The organism is Nonomuraea sp. NPDC003707 (genome assembly GCF_053587055.1).
This window is the reverse complement of record NZ_JBSFNK010000025.1, coordinates 36,226-55,095: the sequence shown is the minus strand read 5'-3', so window position 1 is coordinate 55,095 and position 18,870 is coordinate 36,226. Positions and strand designations below refer to the sequence as shown.

General features: G+C 72.4%; 17 protein-coding genes. 12 read left to right on the top strand and 5 right to left on the bottom strand.

Annotated elements, in window-relative coordinates; all coding sequences use genetic code 11:
* Positions 1-6: 6 nt before the first annotated feature.
* Positions 7-1,734: an ATP-binding protein gene (locus ACWDRB_RS44600; RefSeq protein WP_449904665.1), complete on the bottom strand. Its 1,728-nt coding sequence runs from the start codon at positions 1,732-1,734 to the stop codon at positions 7-9.
* A gap of 195 nt (positions 1,735-1,929) precedes the next feature.
* Here ACWDRB_RS44600 and ACWDRB_RS44595 point away from each other — a divergent pair, with 195 nt between their 5' ends.
* From ACWDRB_RS44595 to ACWDRB_RS44550, 10 genes are read left to right on the top strand one after another with little or no spacing between them, the layout of a single operon-like run.
* A complete protein-coding gene (locus ACWDRB_RS44595) occupies positions 1,930-2,697 on the top strand; it encodes a GntR family transcriptional regulator (RefSeq protein WP_350732207.1) in 768 nt (255 codons plus the stop codon).
* Positions 2,698-2,721: 24 nt separating this feature from the next.
* Entirely contained in the window at positions 2,722-4,008 is a 1,287-nt protein-coding gene (locus ACWDRB_RS44590; RefSeq protein ID WP_449904662.1) for an ABC transporter substrate-binding protein, read from the top strand.
* Complete coding sequence (locus ACWDRB_RS44585) at positions 4,005-4,922, top strand: carbohydrate ABC transporter permease (protein ID WP_449904660.1); 918 nt, start codon at positions 4,005-4,007, stop codon at positions 4,920-4,922. The genes ACWDRB_RS44590 and ACWDRB_RS44585 overlap by 4 nt, the downstream gene beginning before the upstream one ends.
* Positions 4,919-5,719 (top strand): carbohydrate ABC transporter permease, encoded by an 801-nt coding sequence (locus tag ACWDRB_RS44580; protein WP_350732213.1) that lies wholly within the window; start codon positions 4,919-4,921, stop codon positions 5,717-5,719. The genes ACWDRB_RS44585 and ACWDRB_RS44580 overlap by 4 nt, the downstream gene beginning before the upstream one ends.
* Positions 5,716-7,692: a GH36-type glycosyl hydrolase domain-containing protein gene (locus tag ACWDRB_RS44575; RefSeq protein ID WP_449904657.1), complete on the top strand. Its 1,977-nt coding sequence runs from the start codon at positions 5,716-5,718 to the stop codon at positions 7,690-7,692. The genes ACWDRB_RS44580 and ACWDRB_RS44575 overlap by 4 nt, the downstream gene beginning before the upstream one ends.
* The gene (locus ACWDRB_RS44570; RefSeq protein ID WP_449904655.1) at positions 7,689-8,552 is read left to right on the top strand and encodes an ROK family protein; all 864 of its coding nucleotides are present in this window, start codon (positions 7,689-7,691) and stop codon (positions 8,550-8,552) included. Before ACWDRB_RS44575 ends, ACWDRB_RS44570 begins: the two co-directional genes overlap by 4 nt.
* Positions 8,549-9,313, top strand: a complete 765-nt coding sequence (locus tag ACWDRB_RS44565; RefSeq protein ID WP_355202383.1) for an SIS domain-containing protein — start codon at positions 8,549-8,551, stop codon at positions 9,311-9,313. Before ACWDRB_RS44570 ends, ACWDRB_RS44565 begins: the two co-directional genes overlap by 4 nt.
* The gene (locus ACWDRB_RS44560; protein ID WP_449904653.1) at positions 9,310-10,002 is read left to right on the top strand and encodes an SDR family NAD(P)-dependent oxidoreductase; all 693 of its coding nucleotides are present in this window, start codon (positions 9,310-9,312) and stop codon (positions 10,000-10,002) included. The genes ACWDRB_RS44565 and ACWDRB_RS44560 overlap by 4 nt, the downstream gene beginning before the upstream one ends.
* Entirely contained in the window at positions 9,999-11,222 is a 1,224-nt protein-coding gene (locus ACWDRB_RS44555; protein WP_350732222.1) for an FAD-dependent oxidoreductase, read from the top strand. Before ACWDRB_RS44560 ends, ACWDRB_RS44555 begins: the two co-directional genes overlap by 4 nt.
* Positions 11,219-12,166 (top strand): phosphotriesterase family protein, encoded by a 948-nt coding sequence (locus ACWDRB_RS44550; RefSeq protein ID WP_449904651.1) that lies wholly within the window; start codon positions 11,219-11,221, stop codon positions 12,164-12,166. The genes ACWDRB_RS44555 and ACWDRB_RS44550 overlap by 4 nt, the downstream gene beginning before the upstream one ends.
* A gap of 56 nt (positions 12,167-12,222) precedes the next feature.
* On the opposite strand, the gene ACWDRB_RS44545 is transcribed toward ACWDRB_RS44550, so the two are convergent.
* Positions 12,223-13,230, bottom strand: coding sequence for a HEAT repeat domain-containing protein (locus ACWDRB_RS44545; RefSeq protein ID WP_449904649.1), 1,008 nt, complete (start codon positions 13,228-13,230; stop codon positions 12,223-12,225).
* A gap of 46 nt (positions 13,231-13,276) precedes the next feature.
* Positions 13,277-14,104, bottom strand: a complete 828-nt coding sequence (locus ACWDRB_RS44540; RefSeq protein WP_364256190.1) for a poly(ethylene terephthalate) hydrolase family protein — start codon at positions 14,102-14,104, stop codon at positions 13,277-13,279.
* 76 nt (positions 14,105-14,180) lie between these two features.
* On the opposite strand from ACWDRB_RS44540, the gene ACWDRB_RS44535 reads away from it, so the two are divergent.
* Both ACWDRB_RS44535 and ACWDRB_RS44530 read left to right on the top strand, forming a co-directional pair.
* On the top strand, positions 14,181-15,485 hold the full coding sequence (locus tag ACWDRB_RS44535) for a M28 family peptidase (protein WP_363969351.1): 1,305 nt from the start codon (positions 14,181-14,183) through the stop codon (positions 15,483-15,485).
* A gap of 66 nt (positions 15,486-15,551) precedes the next feature.
* The gene (locus tag ACWDRB_RS44530; RefSeq protein ID WP_449904646.1) at positions 15,552-16,427 is read left to right on the top strand and encodes a dioxygenase family protein; all 876 of its coding nucleotides are present in this window, start codon (positions 15,552-15,554) and stop codon (positions 16,425-16,427) included.
* Between the two features lies 1 nt (position 16,428).
* Here the strand turns inward: ACWDRB_RS44530 and ACWDRB_RS44525 are convergent, their stop codons facing one another.
* The gene (locus ACWDRB_RS44525; protein ID WP_449904644.1) at positions 16,429-17,682 is read right to left on the bottom strand and encodes an epoxide hydrolase family protein; all 1,254 of its coding nucleotides are present in this window, start codon (positions 17,680-17,682) and stop codon (positions 16,429-16,431) included.
* Between the two features lie 43 nt (positions 17,683-17,725).
* A complete protein-coding gene (locus ACWDRB_RS44520; RefSeq protein ID WP_449904642.1) occupies positions 17,726-18,805 on the bottom strand; it encodes a hypothetical protein in 1,080 nt (359 codons plus the stop codon).
* Between the last annotated feature and the right edge of the window lie 65 nt (positions 18,806-18,870).

The window sequence follows — 18,870 nt, the reverse complement described above, 5'->3', positions numbered from 1 at the left end:
CTGTGGTCAGAAGGGCGGGATGTCGTCTTCGACGCCGGGCAGGCCCTGGAACGGATCGGCCGAGACCTTCGCCGGCTCGGTCGCGGCCTCGGCCGGCCGGGTCGCCCAGGCCGGGAAGGGGAAGGCGACGGCCAGCGGGACCGGGATCTCCGGCTGGGCGACGAACATGGTGCCGGGCTTGGCGATCGTGGCGCGCTCCCTGACGGCCGGGGGCAGCCAGCCGTACTCGGACCGGGCGGCCTCGGCCGGGTCGAGGCGGCCGGCGACGCGTACGGCGCTGTTGGAGACGATGCGCCGCTCCACCTCCGAGGCGGTCTGCTGGGCGCCGATGAGGATGACGCCCAGCGAGCGGCCCCGCTCGGCCACGTCCAGCAGGATCTCCTTGATCGGGGAGTCGCCCTCGCGCGGGGCGTACTTGTTGAGCTCGTCGAGCACCACGAACAGCAGCGGCCGGGCCGTGCCCGAGGACTCCTTGCGGTGGAACTCGCCGCGCAGCACCACGCCCACCACGAACCGCTGCGCCCGCTCCGGCAGGTTGTGCAGGTCCACGATCGACACCTGCGCGTCGGAGGTGCGGACCGAGTGGTTGCGGTAGAACGGCAGGTCGCCCCGGACGATCGGGGACAGCGGCCGCACGGCGCTGCGGAGCCTGCGCAGGAACGCGTTGACGGTGCCGAGCGGCGTCTGCGCGCCGGTCCACTCGCCGCGCGTGCCCTCGTCCTGGAGCTCGTCGGACAGCAGCTCGACGAGGTCGGTGAACGTACGGCAGGACGTGCCCCGCACCATGATCGCGCCGCCGTCGCCGACCGGCTCGGCCCACGCCTTCAGCCGGGCGGCGACCTGGCCGACCAGCAGGGAGTAGCCGGCCCGCTCGTCGTCGGAGTCGGCGAACACGAAGCGCAGCAGCTCCTCCTGGCAGAACTCGACCAGCGTCCAGTAGAAGGAGCTCACCCCCTGCGTGCGCGCCGAGACGTGCGGCACGCCGTTGGGGTCGTTCGGCCGGGGCGGGGCGAAGACGTGGACGCTGCCGAACGCCCTGGCGGGCAGCCCCAGCCGGGCGTAGACGCCTCTGGCGCGCTCGTCGAGCCGCACGTTGTCGTGGTCGAGGAAGAGCAGGTCCTCGCCCTTGACGGAGAAGATCAGCGCCTTGGTGTTGGCGGCCTCTCCCTCCAGCACGCCCGAATTGAAGATCGAGTAGAGCAGGAAGGTCGCGAAGGAGGTCTTGGTGGCCACGCCGGAGACGCCGGAGATCGACACGTGGGCGCCGCGGGTGCCGTCGAGGAAGTCGAAGTTGACGTAAAGCGGCTGGCCGTCGCGGCCCATGCCCAGGGGGATGCGGCGGTCCATCACGTCGAAGTAGAGGGCCTGGTCGCGGTCGCCCGAGCCGGCCAGGAAGACCTTGGAGCCGGGCAGCGGCGGCACGAACACCTCCGGCTCGACCCGCGTCACCCGCACCTCCGCCACCTCGACCACGGCGGCCGGCAGCGCGCCGTCGGCGATCAGGAAGACGTCGGAGTCGTACGCGGCGCCCTCGTGCCTGGCCTCCACGGTCGTCACCACGCCCGCCACGAGCACGGTACCGTGGCCGGGCACCTCGCGCCTGGTCACCACCACGTCGTCGAGCTGGACGACCTTGCCCGGCTCCAGGCCGACCCAGAACGACAGCGGCGAGGCCGCCTGGGTGCCGAGCACCCGCCCGACGGCCTCACCCGCCGTGGCTGCCGCCTCTGTCACCTGATGGTTTACCGCCCCGTTGACCGTCACTCATCCCTCCGCCCCCACGAAACGCCCTTCTAAAGGAGCGTAGTGGCCCCGAGGTGTGCGTCCGGCGCATTTCACGTGCGCTCGCGTCCTGCGGGATCACATGGTTGACACTCGACCGGTGAGCAGAAAAGATACGGTCGTCCGTACAACTGAGGCGGAGACGTCATGACCGACTGGGAACGCAGGCTGGCGCTCGACCCGTCAGCCGCGGTGCCGCTCTACTACCAGCTGCGCGAGCGCCTGCGGGCGGTGATCCGCGACTGCGAGCCCGACACGATGATCCCCGCGGAGAAGGACCTGATGGTCTACGCGGGCGTGAGCAGGGCGACGGCCCGGCGGGCGATCGGCGACCTGGTCCAGGAAGGGCTGCTGGTGGCCAGGCAGGGGAGCGGCACCTACACCGCCCCGCAGGCCGTGGCCCCCGAGCTGGGCTCGCGGCCGGTCGGGTTCACCGAGACGATGGCGCGGCTGGGCCGCAAGCCCGCGACGCGGCTGCTCAAGGCCCACCTCCAGCAGGCCGGGTCCGACGCCGCCGCCGCGCTCGGCGTGCGGGAGGACCAGGAGATCGTCTTCGTCGAGCGGCTGCGCCTGCTCGACGGCGTGCCCTGCATGCTGGAGAGCGCCCACCTGCCCGTCGAGCTGGTCCCCGGCATCCTCGACGAGGACCTCACCGGCTCCCTCTACGACCTGCTGCGCACCAAGTACGGCCTCACCCCCGCGAGCGGCCGGGAGACGATCGGCGCGGTCAACGCCGACTACCGGCTCGCCGAACTGCTGCGCGTGCCCATGGCCGCGGCCCTGCTGGCCACCGCCCGCAGCACGTGCACCGAGAGCGGGATCGCCCTCGAATACACCATCCGCCACGCCCGCGGCGATCTCACCGTGTTCTCCGTGGAGCTCAACGACCCCAACAACGCACTCATGGGCCAGTAAAACCCCCATACCGGGAGGTCGAGCATGACCAGGTTGACCCGCCGTGCCCTGCTCAGAACCGCCACCCTCGCGACGGCGTCCGGCCTGCTCGCCGCCTGCGGCTCCGAACCGCCCGCCACGGTCCCCGCCGACGGGGTGCCGCGCGGAAAACTCTCCGTCTGGCTGCACCAGACCAAGGCGTACGACAAGGTCTTCAACCCGCTGCTGCGCAGCTACATGCAGGAGTTCGGCGGCGTCGACATCACCCCCTTGTACGTGCCGGTCGACAAGCTCGACGCCAAGCTGCTGACCGCGTTCGCCGGCGACGTCCCGCCCGACCTGGTCAAGATCGGCGGCTGGACGATCCCGGGCCACGCCCGCAAGGGCCGCCTCGCCCCGATCATCCCCAAGGCCATGGGCGTGGCCGACGAGAAGGCGCTGGTCCAGGCGTACGACGAGCACGCGATCGGCTCGCTGTCGTACGAGGGCAAGCTGTACGGCGTCCCCATCGACTACACGATCTGCTACCTCTACTACCGCAAGGACAGGTTCGCCGAAGCCGGGCTCGACCCGGACAAGCCGCCCACCACCTGGGAGGAGGTCGCCGAGTACAGCAAGCGGCTGACCTCGGCCGACGGCAAGAAGGTGGGCCTGCAGTGGATCCTGGGCAGCCCGCAGTGGACGCTGATGCAGCTGCTCGCCCTGGTCAAGGGCAAGGGCGGCACGATACTCAGCCCCGACGCCACCAAGGCCACGCTCGCCTCGGACGCCGGGGTCGAGGCCCTGCGCTACTACGGCAGTCTGGGCAACCCCAAGCTGTCGAACCCGCTGTCCGGCTTCGGGCTGTTCGCCACCGGTGAGGCGGCCATGCTGGTGTCCGGGCTGTTCGCGATGGACCTGTTCCCGACGCTGAACCCCAAGCTGACCTTCGGCAAGGGCTTCGACATCGCGCCGATGCCGCGCTGGGAGTCGGGCCGGCCGGTCGCCCCCGCCTACACCTGGGGCTGGGCGGTCGCCCAGAAGTCCAAGCTCCAGTACACCGCCTGGCACTTCATCGACTACCTCCAGCGCGAGGACGTCGCCGCCAAGCAGCTCAAGGACGCCAGCCTGCTCACCCCGGTCAAGGGCTGGGAGAAGCTGCCCGGGGCCGACCAGAAGGCCATCGACATCATGGCCGCCTCCGCCCCGCACGCCGACTTCGGCCCGCAGACGCCCGTCTGGAACGAGATGGCCAAGGCGCTCACCGACGCCGGCGACGCGGTGGCGTTCGGCAAGAAGACGCCCGAGCAGGCCGCGGCCGACTTCGACCAGGCGATGCGGATCGCCCTATGACGCTGTCGCTGGGGCTCGCACCTCGCGTCGCGCGGGTCTCGGGCCAGGGGCAGCGCTGGGCGGAGGCGCGCACCGGCGCCCTGCTGTCCCTCCCCGCCGCCCTGTACTTCCTGGTCTTCTGGGTCGTGCCGTTCGTGTCGGCGGTCTACCTCAGCTTCACCAGCTATGACCTCGCCGGCGCCCCCGAGTGGACGGGCCTGGACAACTACCGCAGGATGCTGGAGGACCCCGGCTTCTGGAACTCGGCCAGGGTCACCGCCGTCTACACCGCCGGCTCCGTGGTTCCGTCGATCGTGCTCGCCCTGGCGATCGCCGTGCCGCTGAGCAAGCCGGGCCGCTACAACGCCTTCCTGCGCGGGCTGATCATGATCCCGGCCGCGATGCCGCTGGTGGCCACCTCGCTGACCTGGTCGGTGATCTTCGCCGAGGACGGCCTGGCCAACGCGCTGATCGGGCTGGCCGGCGCGGAGCCGAAGCCGTGGCTGACCGACGAGGGCCTGGCGCTCTGGGCCCTGGTGATCATGACGACGTGGAAGCACCTCGGCCTGTTCGTGATCATCCTGACGGCGGGCCTCCAGGGGCTGCCGCTGAGCGTCTTCGAGGCCGCCGGGCTCGACGGGGCGGGGCCGGTGCGGATCTTCTTCCGCATCACGCTGCCGCTGATGCGCCGCACGCTGCTGTTCGTGCTGGTCATCGCGGTGGTCGGGGCGATGCAGTCGTTCGTGCCGGCCTTCCTGCTGACCAAGGGCGGCCCGGCGGGCGCGACCGAGGTGCTGCCGCTCTACATGTGGGCGACCGGCTTCACGTTCGAGCGCATGGGCTACGCGTCGGCCATCGCGATGGTCCTGCTCGCGGCCATGCTGGCGCTGTCGATCGCGCAGTTCCGCGTGCTGCGGGGAGGCGATGACGGGTGAAGGTCTTACGCGGGACCGTCTTGACGCTGGTCGTGGCCGTCATGTTGCTGCCGGTGTACGCGATGTTCGCGGTCTCCTCGGCTTCGGACGCGAGCGATCTCGGCGGGCTGTCGTTCGACGTCTCCCAGCTGGGCGCGCACGTGGCGCAGCTGTTCGGCCAGGGCGGCTTCCCGCTCTACCTGCGCAACAGCCTGATCCTCTCGCTCGGCATCGCGGTGCTCGAGGTGATCCTGTCCGCCGCCGCCGGGTACGCGCTCGCGCAGCTCCGTTTCCCCGGCAGCCGCGCGCTGTTCGCGGTGATCGTGGGGACGCTGTCGCTGTCGCCGATCGTGGTGCTCGTGCCGATGTACCTCATCGTCAAGGCGCTGGGCTGGATCGACACCTTCCAGGGCATGATCGTGCCGTTCATGATGAGCGCCTTCGGGGTGTTCCTGGTCCGCCAGTTCGCCCTGGCGCTGCCGCGCGAGCTGCTGCTGTCCGCGCGGGTGGACGGGGCGAGCGAGCTGCGCATCTTCGCCCGCATCGGCGTGCCCCTGCTGCGGCCCGCGCTGCTGACGCTCTTCCTGCTGCAGTTCCTCGCGCAGTGGGACAACCTGCTCTGGCCGCTCATCGTGGCCAACAACCCGGGGCTGTGGCCGCTGCCGGTGGGGCTGTCGCAGCTCCAGACCGAGTACGACTTCAGCATCGGCCTGGTCAGCACCGCCGCGCTGATCACGGCGGTGCCGCCGCTGGCGCTGATGTTCCTGCTGCAGCGCTACTACGTCGCCGGGCTGACCCTGGGAGGGGTGCGCAAATGAGCTCGTACGGGGAGTGGACGACGGCGTACGGGCTGCCCGCGTTCGCGTACACGCTGGACCAGGAGCGGGACCCGCGCGCCGAGTGGGACCCCGTGCTGGACCCGCCCACGCGGCGGCACTTCGCGCACGTGGGCAACCGGCGGATCACGCTGGTGTCGGACAACTACGGGCTGAGCGACCTGTTCGACGAGCACACCGGCCTGCTGTGGCTCACCCGGGGGACCGGCGTGACCCGCATCGGCGAGCTTTCCACCGATATTTCGGGATCTGAGCGGATCTTCGGGCCGACCTTCGCCGTCGTCCGGGTGGCCGACGAGCGGGTGGCGCTGGAACGCACGGTCCTCTGCCCGGAGGGCGAGCAGCCGTGGGTGCTGATCCGGCTGCGGGTGCGCAACCTGCTCGACGCGCCGGTACGGCTGGAGGCGACCGAGGAGTGGGCGGCCAGGCCGGCCCGGGTCGAGCTCATCACCGGCGCCGCCGACGCCGACGACCCCGGGCTCGAACTGGAGCTGGTCGGCGGCGCCAGGACGCGGACCGGGCGGCTCGTGCTCCCGCTGGAGCTGGCGGCGGGCGAGGAGCGGGTGCTGGACCTCCGTTACGGCCTGCTCGGCCTCTCGTCCGGGACCGCGACGTTCGAGGAGAGCCTGGAGGCCCTGCGCGCCCGGCTGCCGCGCGCGTCCGCCGCGCGGGCGCCCGAGGCCGAGCGGGAGATCCCTTGGCACGCAGCCCTGCTCACCGGCGCGGCCTGCGCCGACGGCGTGCTCGGCGGCCATACCCTCGACCAGGGATCCTGCTACTCCTTCCGGCACGGCTTCAACGGCGCCGCCCGCGACCCGCTCCAGCACGCGCTCCCGCTCGTCTACATCGAGCCCGACCTGGCGCTGTCCGTGCTGCGCAACACGTGCGCGTGGGGCGGACCCGACGGCGACCTGCCGTATGCGCTCGGACCGGACAAGCGGCCCTGGACCGACCTGTTCCGCCCGTCGGACCAGAACCTGTGGGCCCTGTGGCTGGCCGCCGAGTACCTCAGCGCGACGGGCGACGAGGCCGCCTTCCGCGCGGACGTGCCGTACCACCCGGTCCACGAGACCCCTGGCGTGCCGCTGCTGGAGAACCTGCGCAGGCAGTTCAGGTTCTTCGCCGAGGTGGTCGGACGGGGTGAGCACGGGCACGTCCGCATCCTCAACGCCGACTGGAACGACATGGCCATCACCGAGAGCGGCGTGCCGCGCGAGGTGATGATCGCCCAGGGCGAGTCCGTCCTCAACTCCGCCATGGCCGCCTGGGTCCTGCCGCGCTACGCGACGCTGGCCGAGCGGCTCGGCGACCACGCGACCGCCGCCGAGGCCCGCAAGCTCGGCGAGGAGCTGCGCGACCTGGTCGCGGGGGAGTGGAACGGGCGCTGGTACCGCCGCGCGTACGGCCCGGGAGCGGTCGTCGGCGACGACGATCTGTGGCTGGAGGTGCAGCCCTGGGCCATTTTGTGCGGCGCCGCCCCGCCTGAGCGGGCCGTGGAGCTGCTGCGCACGATCGAGCGCACTTCAGCCGCCGATTCCCCTTTGGGCGCCCGGCTGCGCTGGCCCGCCGCCGACGCGTACGGCCCCGGCGGGGTCGGCACGATCTGGTACGCGATCAACATGACGCTCGTCTGGGCCGCCGCCGAACACCTCCCCGACCTGGCCTGGGACTGGTGGCGGCGGATGACGCTGGCCGCGCACACGGCCGCCTACCCGGACGTCTGGGAGGGCACGCTGTCGGGCCCCGACGCCTACCTGGCCCCCGAGACCGGCCGCCCCGGGCGCACCTGGGACCTGGCCGAGGTCGGCGTCGCCATGCAGGCGTACCCGGTCGCCAACCTGCACAGCCACTCCCAGCCGCTGCTGGCCTACCTGCGGCTGCTCGGCGTCGAACCCTTCCGGCGGCCGCGCGGCGGGGCCCGCTTCGCCTCCCGGGCGCTGGAGGTCGGGCCGTGACCGCGCTCGGGATCGATGTCGGCGGCACGTACATCAAATGGGTGACGCTGGAAGGCGACGCGGTCTCCGGCTCGGGCACCGTCCCCACGCCGCCCGGCCCCGACGAGACGGTGAAGCTCGCGGCCTCGCTGGCCCCGCACGCCGGGTCCATCGGGATCGGGCTCCCCGGCCACGTGGACCGCGACACCGGGACCGCCCTGTTCGTCCCGAATCCGCCGGGTGACTGGGACGGCTACCCCGTGGGGGACCGGCTGCGCGCGCTGACCGGGGTCCCCGTCTCCGTCGTCAACGACGCCCGCGCGTTCGCCCGCGCCGAGCTGGCGCTGGGCGCCGCCCGCGGGCTGGCCGACGTGCTGTTCGCCGTGCTCGGCACCGGCGTGGGCGGGGCCGTGGCGTTGCGCGGGACCGTCCTCGTCGGGCCGCGCGACAACCTCGGCGAGATCGGCCACCTGACCGTCTCCCCCTGGGGGCCGGTCTGCTGCTGCGGCAACCGGGGCTGCGTGGAGACGTTCGCCGGCGGGCCGGGCATCGTGCGGGCCTTCCGCCCGGGGACGGCGACGGCCACCGCGGCGGAGGTCGCCGAGGCCGCCAGGGCCGGGGACGAGCGCGCGGCCCAGGTGTTCGAGCAGGCCGGATGGGCGCTCGGCGTGGCGCTGGGCGACGCGGCCGCGTTCTTCGGCGTCGGCTCGGTGGTCGTCGGCGGCGGCGTCTCCGGCGCGCTCGACCTCATGCGATCCACCCTGCACCACGAACTCGCGCGCAGACGACCGCTGATCGGAGACGTCACGGTGCTGCCCGCCGTACTCGGCCCGATGGCGGGGGCCATCGGCGCCGCACTCTATGGGAGGAGATCTGGATGAAGTGGATAAGCCGCGCCATGGAGCTGCTCGGCGAGATCGAACGGACACAGGAGGACGCCCTCGCCGAAGCCGCTCGCATCGCCTCTGAGGCGATCCTCGGCGGAGGAGTGGTGCACACGTTCGGAACCGGACATTCGCGGATGGGCGTGGAGGAGATGTTCCCCCGCTACGGCTCCTACCCCGGCTTCCACCCCATCGTCGACCTGTCCACGACCTTCTACACCCAGGTGGCCGGCTCGAACGGGATGCGCCAGGCCATGTTCATCGAACGCGTCGAAGGGCTGGCCGAGGCCATCCTGGGCAACTTCGAGCTGCGGCCGAGCGACGCGGCCATCGTCTTCAGCGTCAGCGGGCTGAACGCCGTGCCCATCGAGATGGCGATGGGCCTGCGCAAGGCGGGCCTGTCCGTCGTGGCCGTGACCTCGATGAACGAGACCATGGCCGTCGAGCCCGGACACCCCAGCGGCACCCGGCTGGCCGACCACGCCGACGTGGTGGTCGACCTGCGCACCCCGGTCGGCGACGCGCTGTGCCACGTCGAAGGGCTGGCCGAGCCGGTCGGCCCCGGCAGCACGCTGGCGGCCGTCTCCGTGGTCAACGAGATCAAGGTGCGCACGGCCGAGCTGCTGGTCGCGGGCGGCTGGACGCCGCCGGTCATCTCCAGCGCCAAGCTCGTCGGGGGACCCCGCTCCGAGGAGCTCTTCGAGGCCGCCTACCTCGAACACGCCCGCCGCGCCGCCGCCGTGCTCAGGAAGCCATGAGCGCCGTCCTGGTGGCGGGCTCGGACGGCGGCATCGGCCGCGCCTGCGTGGAGGCGGTCGAGGCGTCCGGCACGAGCGCGTACGGCGTGGACCTCGCCGACGGCGTCGACATCACCGAGCCCGGCGGGGTCGAGAAGGCGCTGGCCCAGGCCACGGCCCGGCACGGGCGGCTGGCCGGAGTCGTGCACGCGGTCGGCATGTCCGGCCGCAGGCTCGGCGACGGCGGCGTGACCGAGTGCACCGACGAGGCCTGGCACGAGGTGCACCGGGTCAACCACGAGTCGGTGTTCCGGCTGCTGCGCGCGGCGATCCCCGCGCTGCCCGAGGGCGGGTCGATCGTGGTGATCGGCTCGGCGCTCGGCACGTCGATCGACGACGACTTCCGCACCGTGGCCTACGCCTCGGCCAAGGGCGCGCTGATCCCGCTGATCAGGACCGCCGCCCGCGAGGCCGCGCCGCGCGGGGTGCGGGTCAACCTGGTCTCGGCCGGCCTGGTGGCCACGCCGATGAGCGTCCGCGCCCGCACGTCCGCCGCCGTCCAGGCCAGGATGCCCGCGCTCATGCCCCTCGGCGCGAGCCCCTGCGGGCCGGAGGAGGTCGCGCAGGCCGTGCTGTGGCTGCTCTCGCCCTCGTCGGGGCGGACCACGGGCGCGGTCATTCCCGTCGACGGAGGGTGGCATCTGCGGTGAACGTCCTGTGGGAAGGCGATGTGGTCGTCGCCGGCGGCGGCAGCGCCGGGTGCGCGGCGGCCGTGGCGGCGGTCCGCGCCGGCGCGTCGTGCCTGCTGGTGGAGCCGGCCGGCTTCCTCGGCGGCACCGGCGTCGCCGTGCTCGACACGTTCTACGGCTTCTACGCCCCCGGCCCGGTCTCGCGGCGGGTCGTCGGCGGGATCGGCTGGGAGGTGTGCGAACGGCTCTTCTCCGCTGGAGCCGCCTTCGAGCGACCCAACACGTACGGGGCCGGCACCGGCGTCACGTACGAGCCGGAGGAGCTCAAGCTCGTCTGGGACGAGCTCACCTCCGGCGCGGGCGTGCTGCTGCACGCGCGGGTGTGCGCGTACGTGCCGGGGACCGGGGTCGAGGTGGAGACCGTGGCCGGCCGGTTTCTGGTCAAGGCCCGGGTGGTCGTGGACGCGACGGGCGACGGCGAGGTGGCCTGGCGGGCCGGGGCCACGCTGGAACGGCCGAGCATGCGCTCGCAGCCGATGACGGCCACGTTCCGGATGGGCGGGGTGGACCTGTCGGCCACCAGCACGGCCGAGCTGCACGCGCTGATGGCCGACGCCGACCTGCCCAGGCGCGAGGGCTCCGTGCACAGGACCGTCAACGACGGGATCGTGCACACCAACCTGACCAGAGTGATCGGGCTCGACCCGACCGACCCGTTCGAGCTGTCGCGCGCCGAACGCGAGGGACGTGCGCAGGTGCGGGAGTACGTCCGTTTCCTGCGGGCCAAGGTGCCCGGGTACGAGTCGGCGGTGCTGCTGAGCACGTCCGTACGGATCGGGGTGCGGGAGTCGCGGCGCCTCGTCGGACGATATGTCCTGACTTCTGATGATGTGTTGGCCGGGAGGGATTTTCCGGACACGATCGCCCGGTGCGGCGCCCCCATCGAGGACCACGCCGCCGGGGCGGCCACCCGGTGGGAGTACGTGCACGACTACGGCACCTACGGGATCCCGTACCGGTGCCTGCTGCCGGTCGAGGTCGACGGGCTGATCGTCGCGGGGCGATGCCTGTCGGCCACGCACGACGCGCACGCCTCGGCCCGGTCGATGGGGCAGTGCATGGCGATGGGGCAGGCGGCCGGGACGGCGGCGGCGCTGGCCGTACAGGCCGGGGTGGAGCCCGCGGCGGTGGACGTGGACCTGCTGCGCGCCCGGCTTCGTGAGGAAGGAGCGCTCCTGTGACGGTTCGTACGGTGCTGGGGGACGTCGAGGAGATCGGCCTCACCTATGCGCATGAGCACTTTTTCATGACCGGTGACTGGCCCGTCCGCAACGAGCCCGACTACCGGCTCGACTCCCTGGACGCGGCCGTCGCGGAGGTGACGGCGGCCCGGCGGCTCGGGCTGTCCGCGGTGGTCGAGATGACGCCGCTCGGGTTCGGCCGCAGCCCGTCGCTGATGAAGGCGCTGGCCGAGCGGACCGGGCTGCACGTGATCGCGGTGACCGGCTTCCACAAGAGCACCTACTACAGCGACGCCCACTGGCTGCACCACTACTCGACCGACGAGATCGCCGAGCTGCTGGTGGCCGAGATCGAGCTCGGCATGGACGAATACGGGCTGGTCGGGCCGCTGGTGCGGCGGTCGCCGGCGCGGGCGGGGGCCATCAAGATCGCGACCTCGTACCACGCGTTCGGGCGCGGGGTGGAGCGGCTGATCGGCGCGGTGGCCGCGGCCGCCCTGCGCACCGGCGTGCCGGTCGTCACCCACTGCGACAAGGGCACGATGGGGCACGAGCTGCTGGACGCGCTGTCCTCGCACGGCGTGGAGGCCGATCGGGTGGTGCTCGGGCACATCGACCACAATCCCGACGCCGGATATCTCACGTCATTGGCGGAGAGGGGGGCGTACCTGGCCTTCGACCGCCCCGGGCGGATCAAGTACGGGCCCGACAGCGAGGTCGTCGCGCTCGTCGCCGAGCTGGCCGGGCGCGGGCTGGAGGATCGGCTGTTGTTCGGGATGGACCTGGCGCGGCGGTCGTACTGGCCGGGGCTGGGCGGCGGGCCGGGGCTGACGTACCTGCTGGAGCGGTTCGTGCCGCGGCTGGAGGCGGAAGGGCTCGGCGAGGCGGCCAAGTCCGCGCTGATCGCCAACCCGCGCGCCGCCTTCGCGCTACGGCCGCGCTGATCGCCAACCCGGCGCCGCCTTCGTGCTGCGGGCGGGCCGTCAGGCGAGTCGCGGGCTCAGGCGGCGTCGCTCGGGGACTCGCTTGGTGAGAGTTCGGCGGCGACGAGGTCGGCGGCGCGCACCGGGTCTCCGCTCACCCGGTCGCGCAGCCGCTCGACCGACCAGCTGTAGCCGGATGCCGCCAGGGTGAGCCCGGGCTCGCAGAGCTCGCCGTACACGCCGAAGTCGAGCTCGGGCAGGCGGGCGTGCAGGGCCTCGGCCAGACCGGCGGCGAAGGCGTCGCGCGCCGCGCGCCGCGCCGGATCGCACTCGCCCAGCGCATCGGTGACGCCCTGGTCCTCCTCGAAGTCCTCCAGGTACGGCACCAGCACCGGATCCCCGAGGCAGGCGATCGCCGTCAGCGTGTTGGGGCTGAACCCGCCGTTGTCCAGCAGGCGGGCGGCATGCGGCACGACGCGGCGATCACGACGGCGGGCCAGCCCGGCGATCGCCTCCTCACGCGCCTCGGTGTCCTGATCGCCGACCCGGGCCCACAGCGCCTCCCGGATCGCCCGGCTGTCCGCCTGGCACTGGGTCCCCAGGGCGAACGTCGCCCAGTCCCGTACCTCGTCCTCGGGGTCGGTGGTCAGCCGGATCAGCGCCTCGATCACCGCGTCGTCGTCCGCGCGGCCCAGCGGCAGCGACCACGCGACGTAGAAGCGCACGTCCTCGTCGGGGTGCTCGGCCAGGCGCAGCAGCTCGGGCACGGCCCGTTCGTCGCCCGTGCAGCCCAGCGTCCGCGCGATCGAGGCGTGCACGGCGTCTTCGGTCTCGGTCGCGACCAGCTCCAGGGCCGCGAGCAGCACCGGCTCCCGCAGGGACTCCTCGACCTGCGCCACGCTGCCCAGCAGGTCGCAGCCGATCCTGCGCTCGGCCGGATCGGGCGACCGCACCAGAGCGAAACCCCGCCCCGCCGCGGTCTCCCGATCCTGCGTGGCCTTGCCCACGAGCTCCCACGCCTGGTCGTAGTCGCCCGGACAGGTGGCGTTCCTGATCAACTCGACCGCTTCGGCGATGACGTCCATGGGAGGCATGGTCGCGCGCCGAGCGCCGTGCGGCCATCCGTTTTCCTCAAGGCAGGTTCTTCTCGACCTGGTTCTGCCAGTTGGCGTTGGTGTTGATCTCGGGCGAGGTGCCCGCGAAGGCGCCGCGCGCGTACGTGTCGCCCTGGAGCTGGTACATCAGCCACGCCGTCACGTAGCCGAGGAAGCCGCCGCCCGTGCCCTGGATCGTGTTGTGGCCGGCTCCCTTGAGCAGCGCCTTGGCCGCCGCGCCCGGGACCTGGTCGTAGTACGTCTGCAGCGCCGAGTTGGGGGAGATGATCGTGTCGCTGGACCCGCTGACGAACAGCACGGGGCAGGTCAGCTGGTCCACGTGGAACGCGTCGCCCGCGCTCACCCAGATCGGGGCGGGCAGCGCGATGGGGACGACGGTGTCGATGAGCCCGCCGGACTTGGTGGCGGTGTTCACCGAACCGCCCGCGCCCTGGGAGTGACCGACCGCGCCGACCTTGGTCACGTCGAGCTTGCCGTAGAAGACGCTGGAGCTGTCGGTGTTCCGGTCGATCAGGTACTGGGCCGCGGCGATCATCTCGGACCCGGTGCCCGTCGTGGTGTCGGTGGAGGCGACCACGGCGAACCCCCAGGAGGCCAGCTGGTTGAGCAGCCCCGGATACTGCGTGGGCACCGCGTTGGTCCCGTTGCCCCAGGTGATGATCGGGTGCTTGAAGCCGCCCGCCCCGAGGTCGGCCGGATAGTAGAGCTTGTATCCGGTCGCGTCGGCGGTCGCGACCGTCCACGGGCCCGCGACCTTGTAGTGCGCCTCGATGGTGTCCGCGGCCTGGGCGGGCCTGGCCAGGAGCCCGAGTACGAGCGCGACGGCGGCCACGACGAACTTCATACAGCCTCCATAATTTGTACGGATGACCGAAACTCTCGCTTCACAAGTGGGTCGTGTCAATGGTTGGATCGTGGCCATGGAGCACGTGCCCTCCGCGGCGGAGATGCTGGGCTGGATCGAGACCGTCGTGGGGCAGGGCGTCCGCCGCCCCGGCTACCCGGCGGACGCGTGGACCGAGCGCTGGCTGGCCGAGCGCCTGGCGGAGTTCGGCCTGGAGGTCACGCTCGAGCCGGTCGAGGTGCCGCGCTGGCAGCCGGGCACCGGGCTGCTGCGCCTCGACGACGGCACCTCGTGGACCGGCATGCCGCTGCCCCACACCGCGCCGACCGGCGGCCTGCGGGGCCGGATCGCGCGGCTCGCCGACGCCCGGCCGGGCGACATCGTCGTGGACGAGGTGACCTTCAGCGAGCTGCCGCAGTCGTACGTCAAGACGCTCGCCACCTCGGCGTACGACCCCGAGGGCGTCTTCGACACCCTCGTCCAGACGATCCCGTTCGGCCCGCGGATGATGGAGGTCGTCGAGCCCGCCCTGGCCGCCGGGGCCGCGGGCTTCATCGGCGCGCTGACCGGCCTCCCCTGGGAGACCCGCGACTACTACGTGCCGTACGACGCGGTCGAGCGGCCCATCCCCGCGCTGTGGCTGTCCGGGACGGACGCCCGCCGGCTCCTGGCCCGCCTCCCGTGCGAGGGGGAGCTGATCGCCGAGTCCGCCACCGACACCGTGATCACCCACAACGTGGTCGCCACCCTCCCGGGCAGCTCACCCCACACGGTCATCGTCGCCTCGCACCACGACGCCCCGTGGGCCTCGGCCGTGGAGGACGCCTCCGGCCTGGCCCTCGTCCTGGCCACCGCCCGCCACTGGGCCCGCGTCCCGGCCGAGGAGCGCCCGCACAACCTGACGTTCCTGCTCACCTCCGGGCACATGGCCCACGCGGCCGGCACCCGCGCCTTCATCGACCGCCACCGGCCGGAGCTGGCCGGCGTCGTGCTCGAACTGCACCTGGAGCACGCCGCGCTCCGCTGCGAGGCGGTGGACGGCACGCTCGTGCCGACCGCCGAGCCCGAGGTCAGATGGTGGTTCACGACACGAGCCCCCCGGCTGGAGAAACTCGTCGCCGCGACGCTGGAGGCGGAGGACCTGCGGCGGTCGTTCGTCCTGCCCCCGGACGTGTTCTCGCCGATGCCGCCGACGGACGGCGCGTTCTTCCACCCCGAGGGGGTGCCGCTGGTGCACTTCCTGTCGGCGCCGATGTACCTGTTCGACTCGGCCGACACGATCGACAAGATCGACGTGGCGGGGCTGGAGCCGCTGGCCCGCGCGGCCGTCCGGATCGTGGCGGGCACCGCCGGCTGGACCCCGGCGGACCTCCGCGGGTAGCGGCGCCCCGCCGGCCATGGTCATGCTGGGGGACAACGCCCCCACTGCCGCCAGGACGTGATCACGATGTCACAGACTCCCGTTCGGTTCTCCGAAGAGCGTTCCGAGGACGTCGTCGCGGCGTCGTTCGCCGGTGCCCGTGACGCCCGGCTGCGGCAGGTCCTCACCAGCCTTGTCCGCCACCTGCACGCCTTCGCCAAGGACGTCGAGCTCACCCAGGCCGAGCTCGACGCGGCCGTCGGCTTCCTCACCAGGACCGGGCAGACCTGCGACGACACCCGCCAGGAGTTCGTCCTGCTGTCCGACGTGCTCGGCCTGTCGATGCTCGTCGACACCATGGCCAACCGGGCGCCCGCCGGGGCCACGGACTCCACCGTCCTGGGGCCGTTCCACATGGTCGAGTCCCCGCCGCGGCGGCTCGGGGATCCGATCTCCCTGGTGCCCGGCGGCGAGCCGACGCTCGTCACCGGGCAGGTGCTCGCGGCCGGCGGCGACCCCATCCCGGGCGCGGTCGTGGACGTCTGGCAGGCCGACGAGAAGGGCTTCTACGACGTCCAGCGGGACGACGTCCCCACCGGGCACCTGCGCGGCCTGTTCACCTGCGACGACCAGGGACGGTTCGCGTTCCGCACGATCCTTCCGGCTCCGTACCCGATCCCCGACGACGGGCCGGTCGGGGAGCTCCTGGCGGCGGCGGGCCGTCACCCCTACCGGCCCGCGCACATCCACTTCATCGCCGGCGCCGACGGCCACGCGCCGCTCACCACGCACGTGTTCGTCTCCGAGTCGCCTTACCTCGACTCGGACGCGGTGTTCGGCGTCAAGGACAGCCTGGTGCTGGACTTCGTCCGCGCCGAGGACGCGGACCTGGCGGCGGCGTACGGCGTGCCCGTCCCGTTCCGCCACGCGCACGTGGAGCTGCGGCTGCGCGAGAGCCGGTGACCTACCGGCGGTCGCGGAACGTGCGCCGCAGGTCGTCGACCCACTCCCCGGGGATCTCCCACGGGATGAAGTGGCCGCCGTGGTCGTGCACGGTCAGGTTGACGTGGTTGTACCAGGCGCCGCGGTCGCTGCCGGCGAAGTGCCGCACGCGCTGGTCGGTGGTGACGCCGGGCGGGTTCTCGTAGCCGACGAAGGTGATGCCGGTGGGGGCCTCGACGGGCGGCTGTCGGTCGTGGGAGGGGGTCCAGGGGTAGCGGTTGTTGTTGGCGTACGTGCGGATCGAGGTGCCGATCGAATTGCTCACCCAGAAGATCATGGCGTGGGTGAGCAGGTCGTCCTTGGTGAAGACCGACTCCAGGTCGCCGCCGTGGTCGCTCCAACTGGCCCAGCGCTCCAGGATCCAGGCGAGCATTCCGGCGGGCGAGTCGGTCAGGCCGTAGGCGAGCGTGCTCGGGGCCAGGACGTGGGCGGCGAGATGGACGGCGAAGCGCCTGTCCAGGGCGACGATCCGGGCGTGGACGTCGGCGGGCAGGCCGTCGGGGATGGGCTGCCCGCCGCTGAGGTCCCAGGCCCGGTCGCCGTTGAACAGCGTGAGCTTCTGCCCGGAGCCGATGTGGATGCCGTGCAGCTCGGCGGCGTACTTGTGCCCGAGCTGCCCCGTGACCATGGCTCCGACGTCGCAGCCGGCGGCGGCGTACCTCTCGTGGCCGAGGACCTGGGTCATGAGGATGTGCCAGAGGTCGGCGACCTTCCAGAAGTTCATGTCCGGGTGGTCCGGCAGCGGCGTGGAGAAGCCGAAGCCGGGGAACGAGGGGACGATGACGTCGAAGGCCTCGGCCGGGTCGCCGCCGTGCGCGCCGGGGTCGGCCAGCGGGTCGATGACCTTGGACCAGTGCCAGAACGTCCATGGCCAGCCGTGGGTGAGGATCAGCGGCGTCGGGCTCGGGCCCACGCCGGGCTTGCGCATGAAGTGCACGGGGACGCCGTCGACCTCGACGCGGTAGTGCTCGTAGGCGTTGATCGCGGCCTCGGCCTTGCGCCAGTCGTAGCCGGTGTGCCAGTAGTCGACGAGCTCCCGCAGGTAGTCGCGGTTGACGCCGTAGCGCCAGTCGTCGTTGCCCGCGTCGTCCGGCCAGCGGGTCAGCTCCAGGCGCCGCCGCAGGTCGGCGAGCACGTCGTCGGGCACGTGGATCGGCTCCGGCGCCAGCGGGCTCCGGGTCTCGTCGCTCATCGTCGTCTCCTGCTCAGGTGCCATCGACGGGAAAATATATCAGAGATTTATTTAATTTCGTGATGCATCAGAGCGCGAGGCCGAGGTCGGCGATGAAGCGGGCCAGGCCGACACGCTTGCGGAACAGTTCGCGCAGGTCGTCGGTGACCGGCTCGCCGAGGCGCTCGGCGGGGATCGCGGTGAAGGCGCTGCGCAGGACCAGCGTCGTGACATACCCGGCCGCGGCGTCGCCGTGGGGGACGCCTTCGTCGGCCAGCCCTCGCTGGTACGCGGCCAGGATCGCGCGATGGATCACGGGCAGCTCGCCGGGCTCGGTCAGGCCGTCGTGCGCCAGGCCCACGAGCAGCTGGCCGAGGTCGAAGCCGATCGGCACCGGGTCCTGCCAGCCCCAGTCGATGGCCACGAACCGGCCGGGGTCGTCGGCGGGCACGAGGAGGTTCTGCGGCCCGGCGTCGCCGTGCGCCATGGTGTGCGGCAGGCGGTCCGCGGCCGCGAGCAGCGCGGGGATGCGGCGGGCCAGGGTGTCCAGGTCCATCTGCAGGAGCGGGTCGGCGTGCGCGGCGACGAGCGGGTGCCGCCAGAGGGCGGGGTCGCGCAGGATGGGCAGCGAGTGCTGGGTGAGCAACTGGCCGACGTAGGTCCGCAGCGCCGTACGGGGGCGGGAGTCGTCGGCGGGACGCTGCCCGGCGAGCCGGCCCAGCGCGCGGGCCGCGGCGGCGTACCTGGTCAGGTCCCACTCCCCGGGGGCGGTGCGGACGTCCTCCAGCCACAGGTCGAGGCGTTCGTCGCCGAGGTCGTCGACCAGGAACAGGCGGGGCAGCCGCAGCCCGGGCGGGAGGGGCAGGCCGGAGGTGTACACGTCGGCCTCGGTCCGCCACGGGAACCCGGCGACGAACTCCGTGCGGGCGGGCTCGGGGATCACGTCGATGTTCGCCCAGTGCCGGGCGGAATGCAGGGATTTGACGAAGAAGGACCAGGTGCGGCCGGACGCGGTCGTGCCGCTGACCCGGCGCAGGCCGCCGGTGGACGGGGTGCCGGACGTGTGGTCGATCGGCTCCACGCGGATGGACTCCACCTCGGCGCCCTCATCGTCCAGATATTTCCGTACAAGAGGGGTGAGGTGGGCGCGGGATGGCATCGCGGTCATGTGCAGAACCGTCTCCCGCCCCGCGAGGTCCCGCATAGAGCATGGCCTACTCAAACGTTCGCCCG

What these genes read in the sequence shown, in the direction of transcription:
- ACWDRB_RS44565 (WP_355202383.1), top strand. Translation starts at nt 8,549, where the DNA reads ATGAAGTGGATAAGCCGCGCCATGGAGCTGCTCGGCGAGATCGAACGG.
- ACWDRB_RS44585 (WP_449904660.1), top strand. Translation starts at nt 4,005, where the DNA reads ATGACGCTGTCGCTGGGGCTCGCACCTCGCGTCGCGCGGGTCTCGGGC.
- ACWDRB_RS44525 (WP_449904644.1), bottom strand. Translation starts at nt 17,682, where the DNA reads ATGGCACCTGAGCAGGAGACGACGATGAGCGACGAGACCCGGAGCCCG.
- ACWDRB_RS44590 (WP_449904662.1), top strand. Translation starts at nt 2,722, where the DNA reads ATGACCAGGTTGACCCGCCGTGCCCTGCTCAGAACCGCCACCCTCGCG.
- ACWDRB_RS44520 (WP_449904642.1), bottom strand. Translation starts at nt 18,805, where the DNA reads ATGACCGCGATGCCATCCCGCGCCCACCTCACCCCTCTTGTACGGAAA.
- ACWDRB_RS44560 (WP_449904653.1), top strand. Translation starts at nt 9,310, where the DNA reads ATGAGCGCCGTCCTGGTGGCGGGCTCGGACGGCGGCATCGGCCGCGCC.
- ACWDRB_RS44530 (WP_449904646.1), top strand. Translation starts at nt 15,552, where the DNA reads ATGTCACAGACTCCCGTTCGGTTCTCCGAAGAGCGTTCCGAGGACGTC.
- ACWDRB_RS44595 (WP_350732207.1), top strand. Translation starts at nt 1,930, where the DNA reads ATGACCGACTGGGAACGCAGGCTGGCGCTCGACCCGTCAGCCGCGGTG.
- ACWDRB_RS44545 (WP_449904649.1), bottom strand. Translation starts at nt 13,230, where the DNA reads ATGGACGTCATCGCCGAAGCGGTCGAGTTGATCAGGAACGCCACCTGT.
- ACWDRB_RS44535 (WP_363969351.1), top strand. Translation starts at nt 14,181, where the DNA reads ATGGAGCACGTGCCCTCCGCGGCGGAGATGCTGGGCTGGATCGAGACC.
- ACWDRB_RS44540 (WP_364256190.1), bottom strand. Translation starts at nt 14,104, where the DNA reads ATGAAGTTCGTCGTGGCCGCCGTCGCGCTCGTACTCGGGCTCCTGGCC.
- ACWDRB_RS44575 (WP_449904657.1), top strand. Translation starts at nt 5,716, where the DNA reads ATGAGCTCGTACGGGGAGTGGACGACGGCGTACGGGCTGCCCGCGTTC.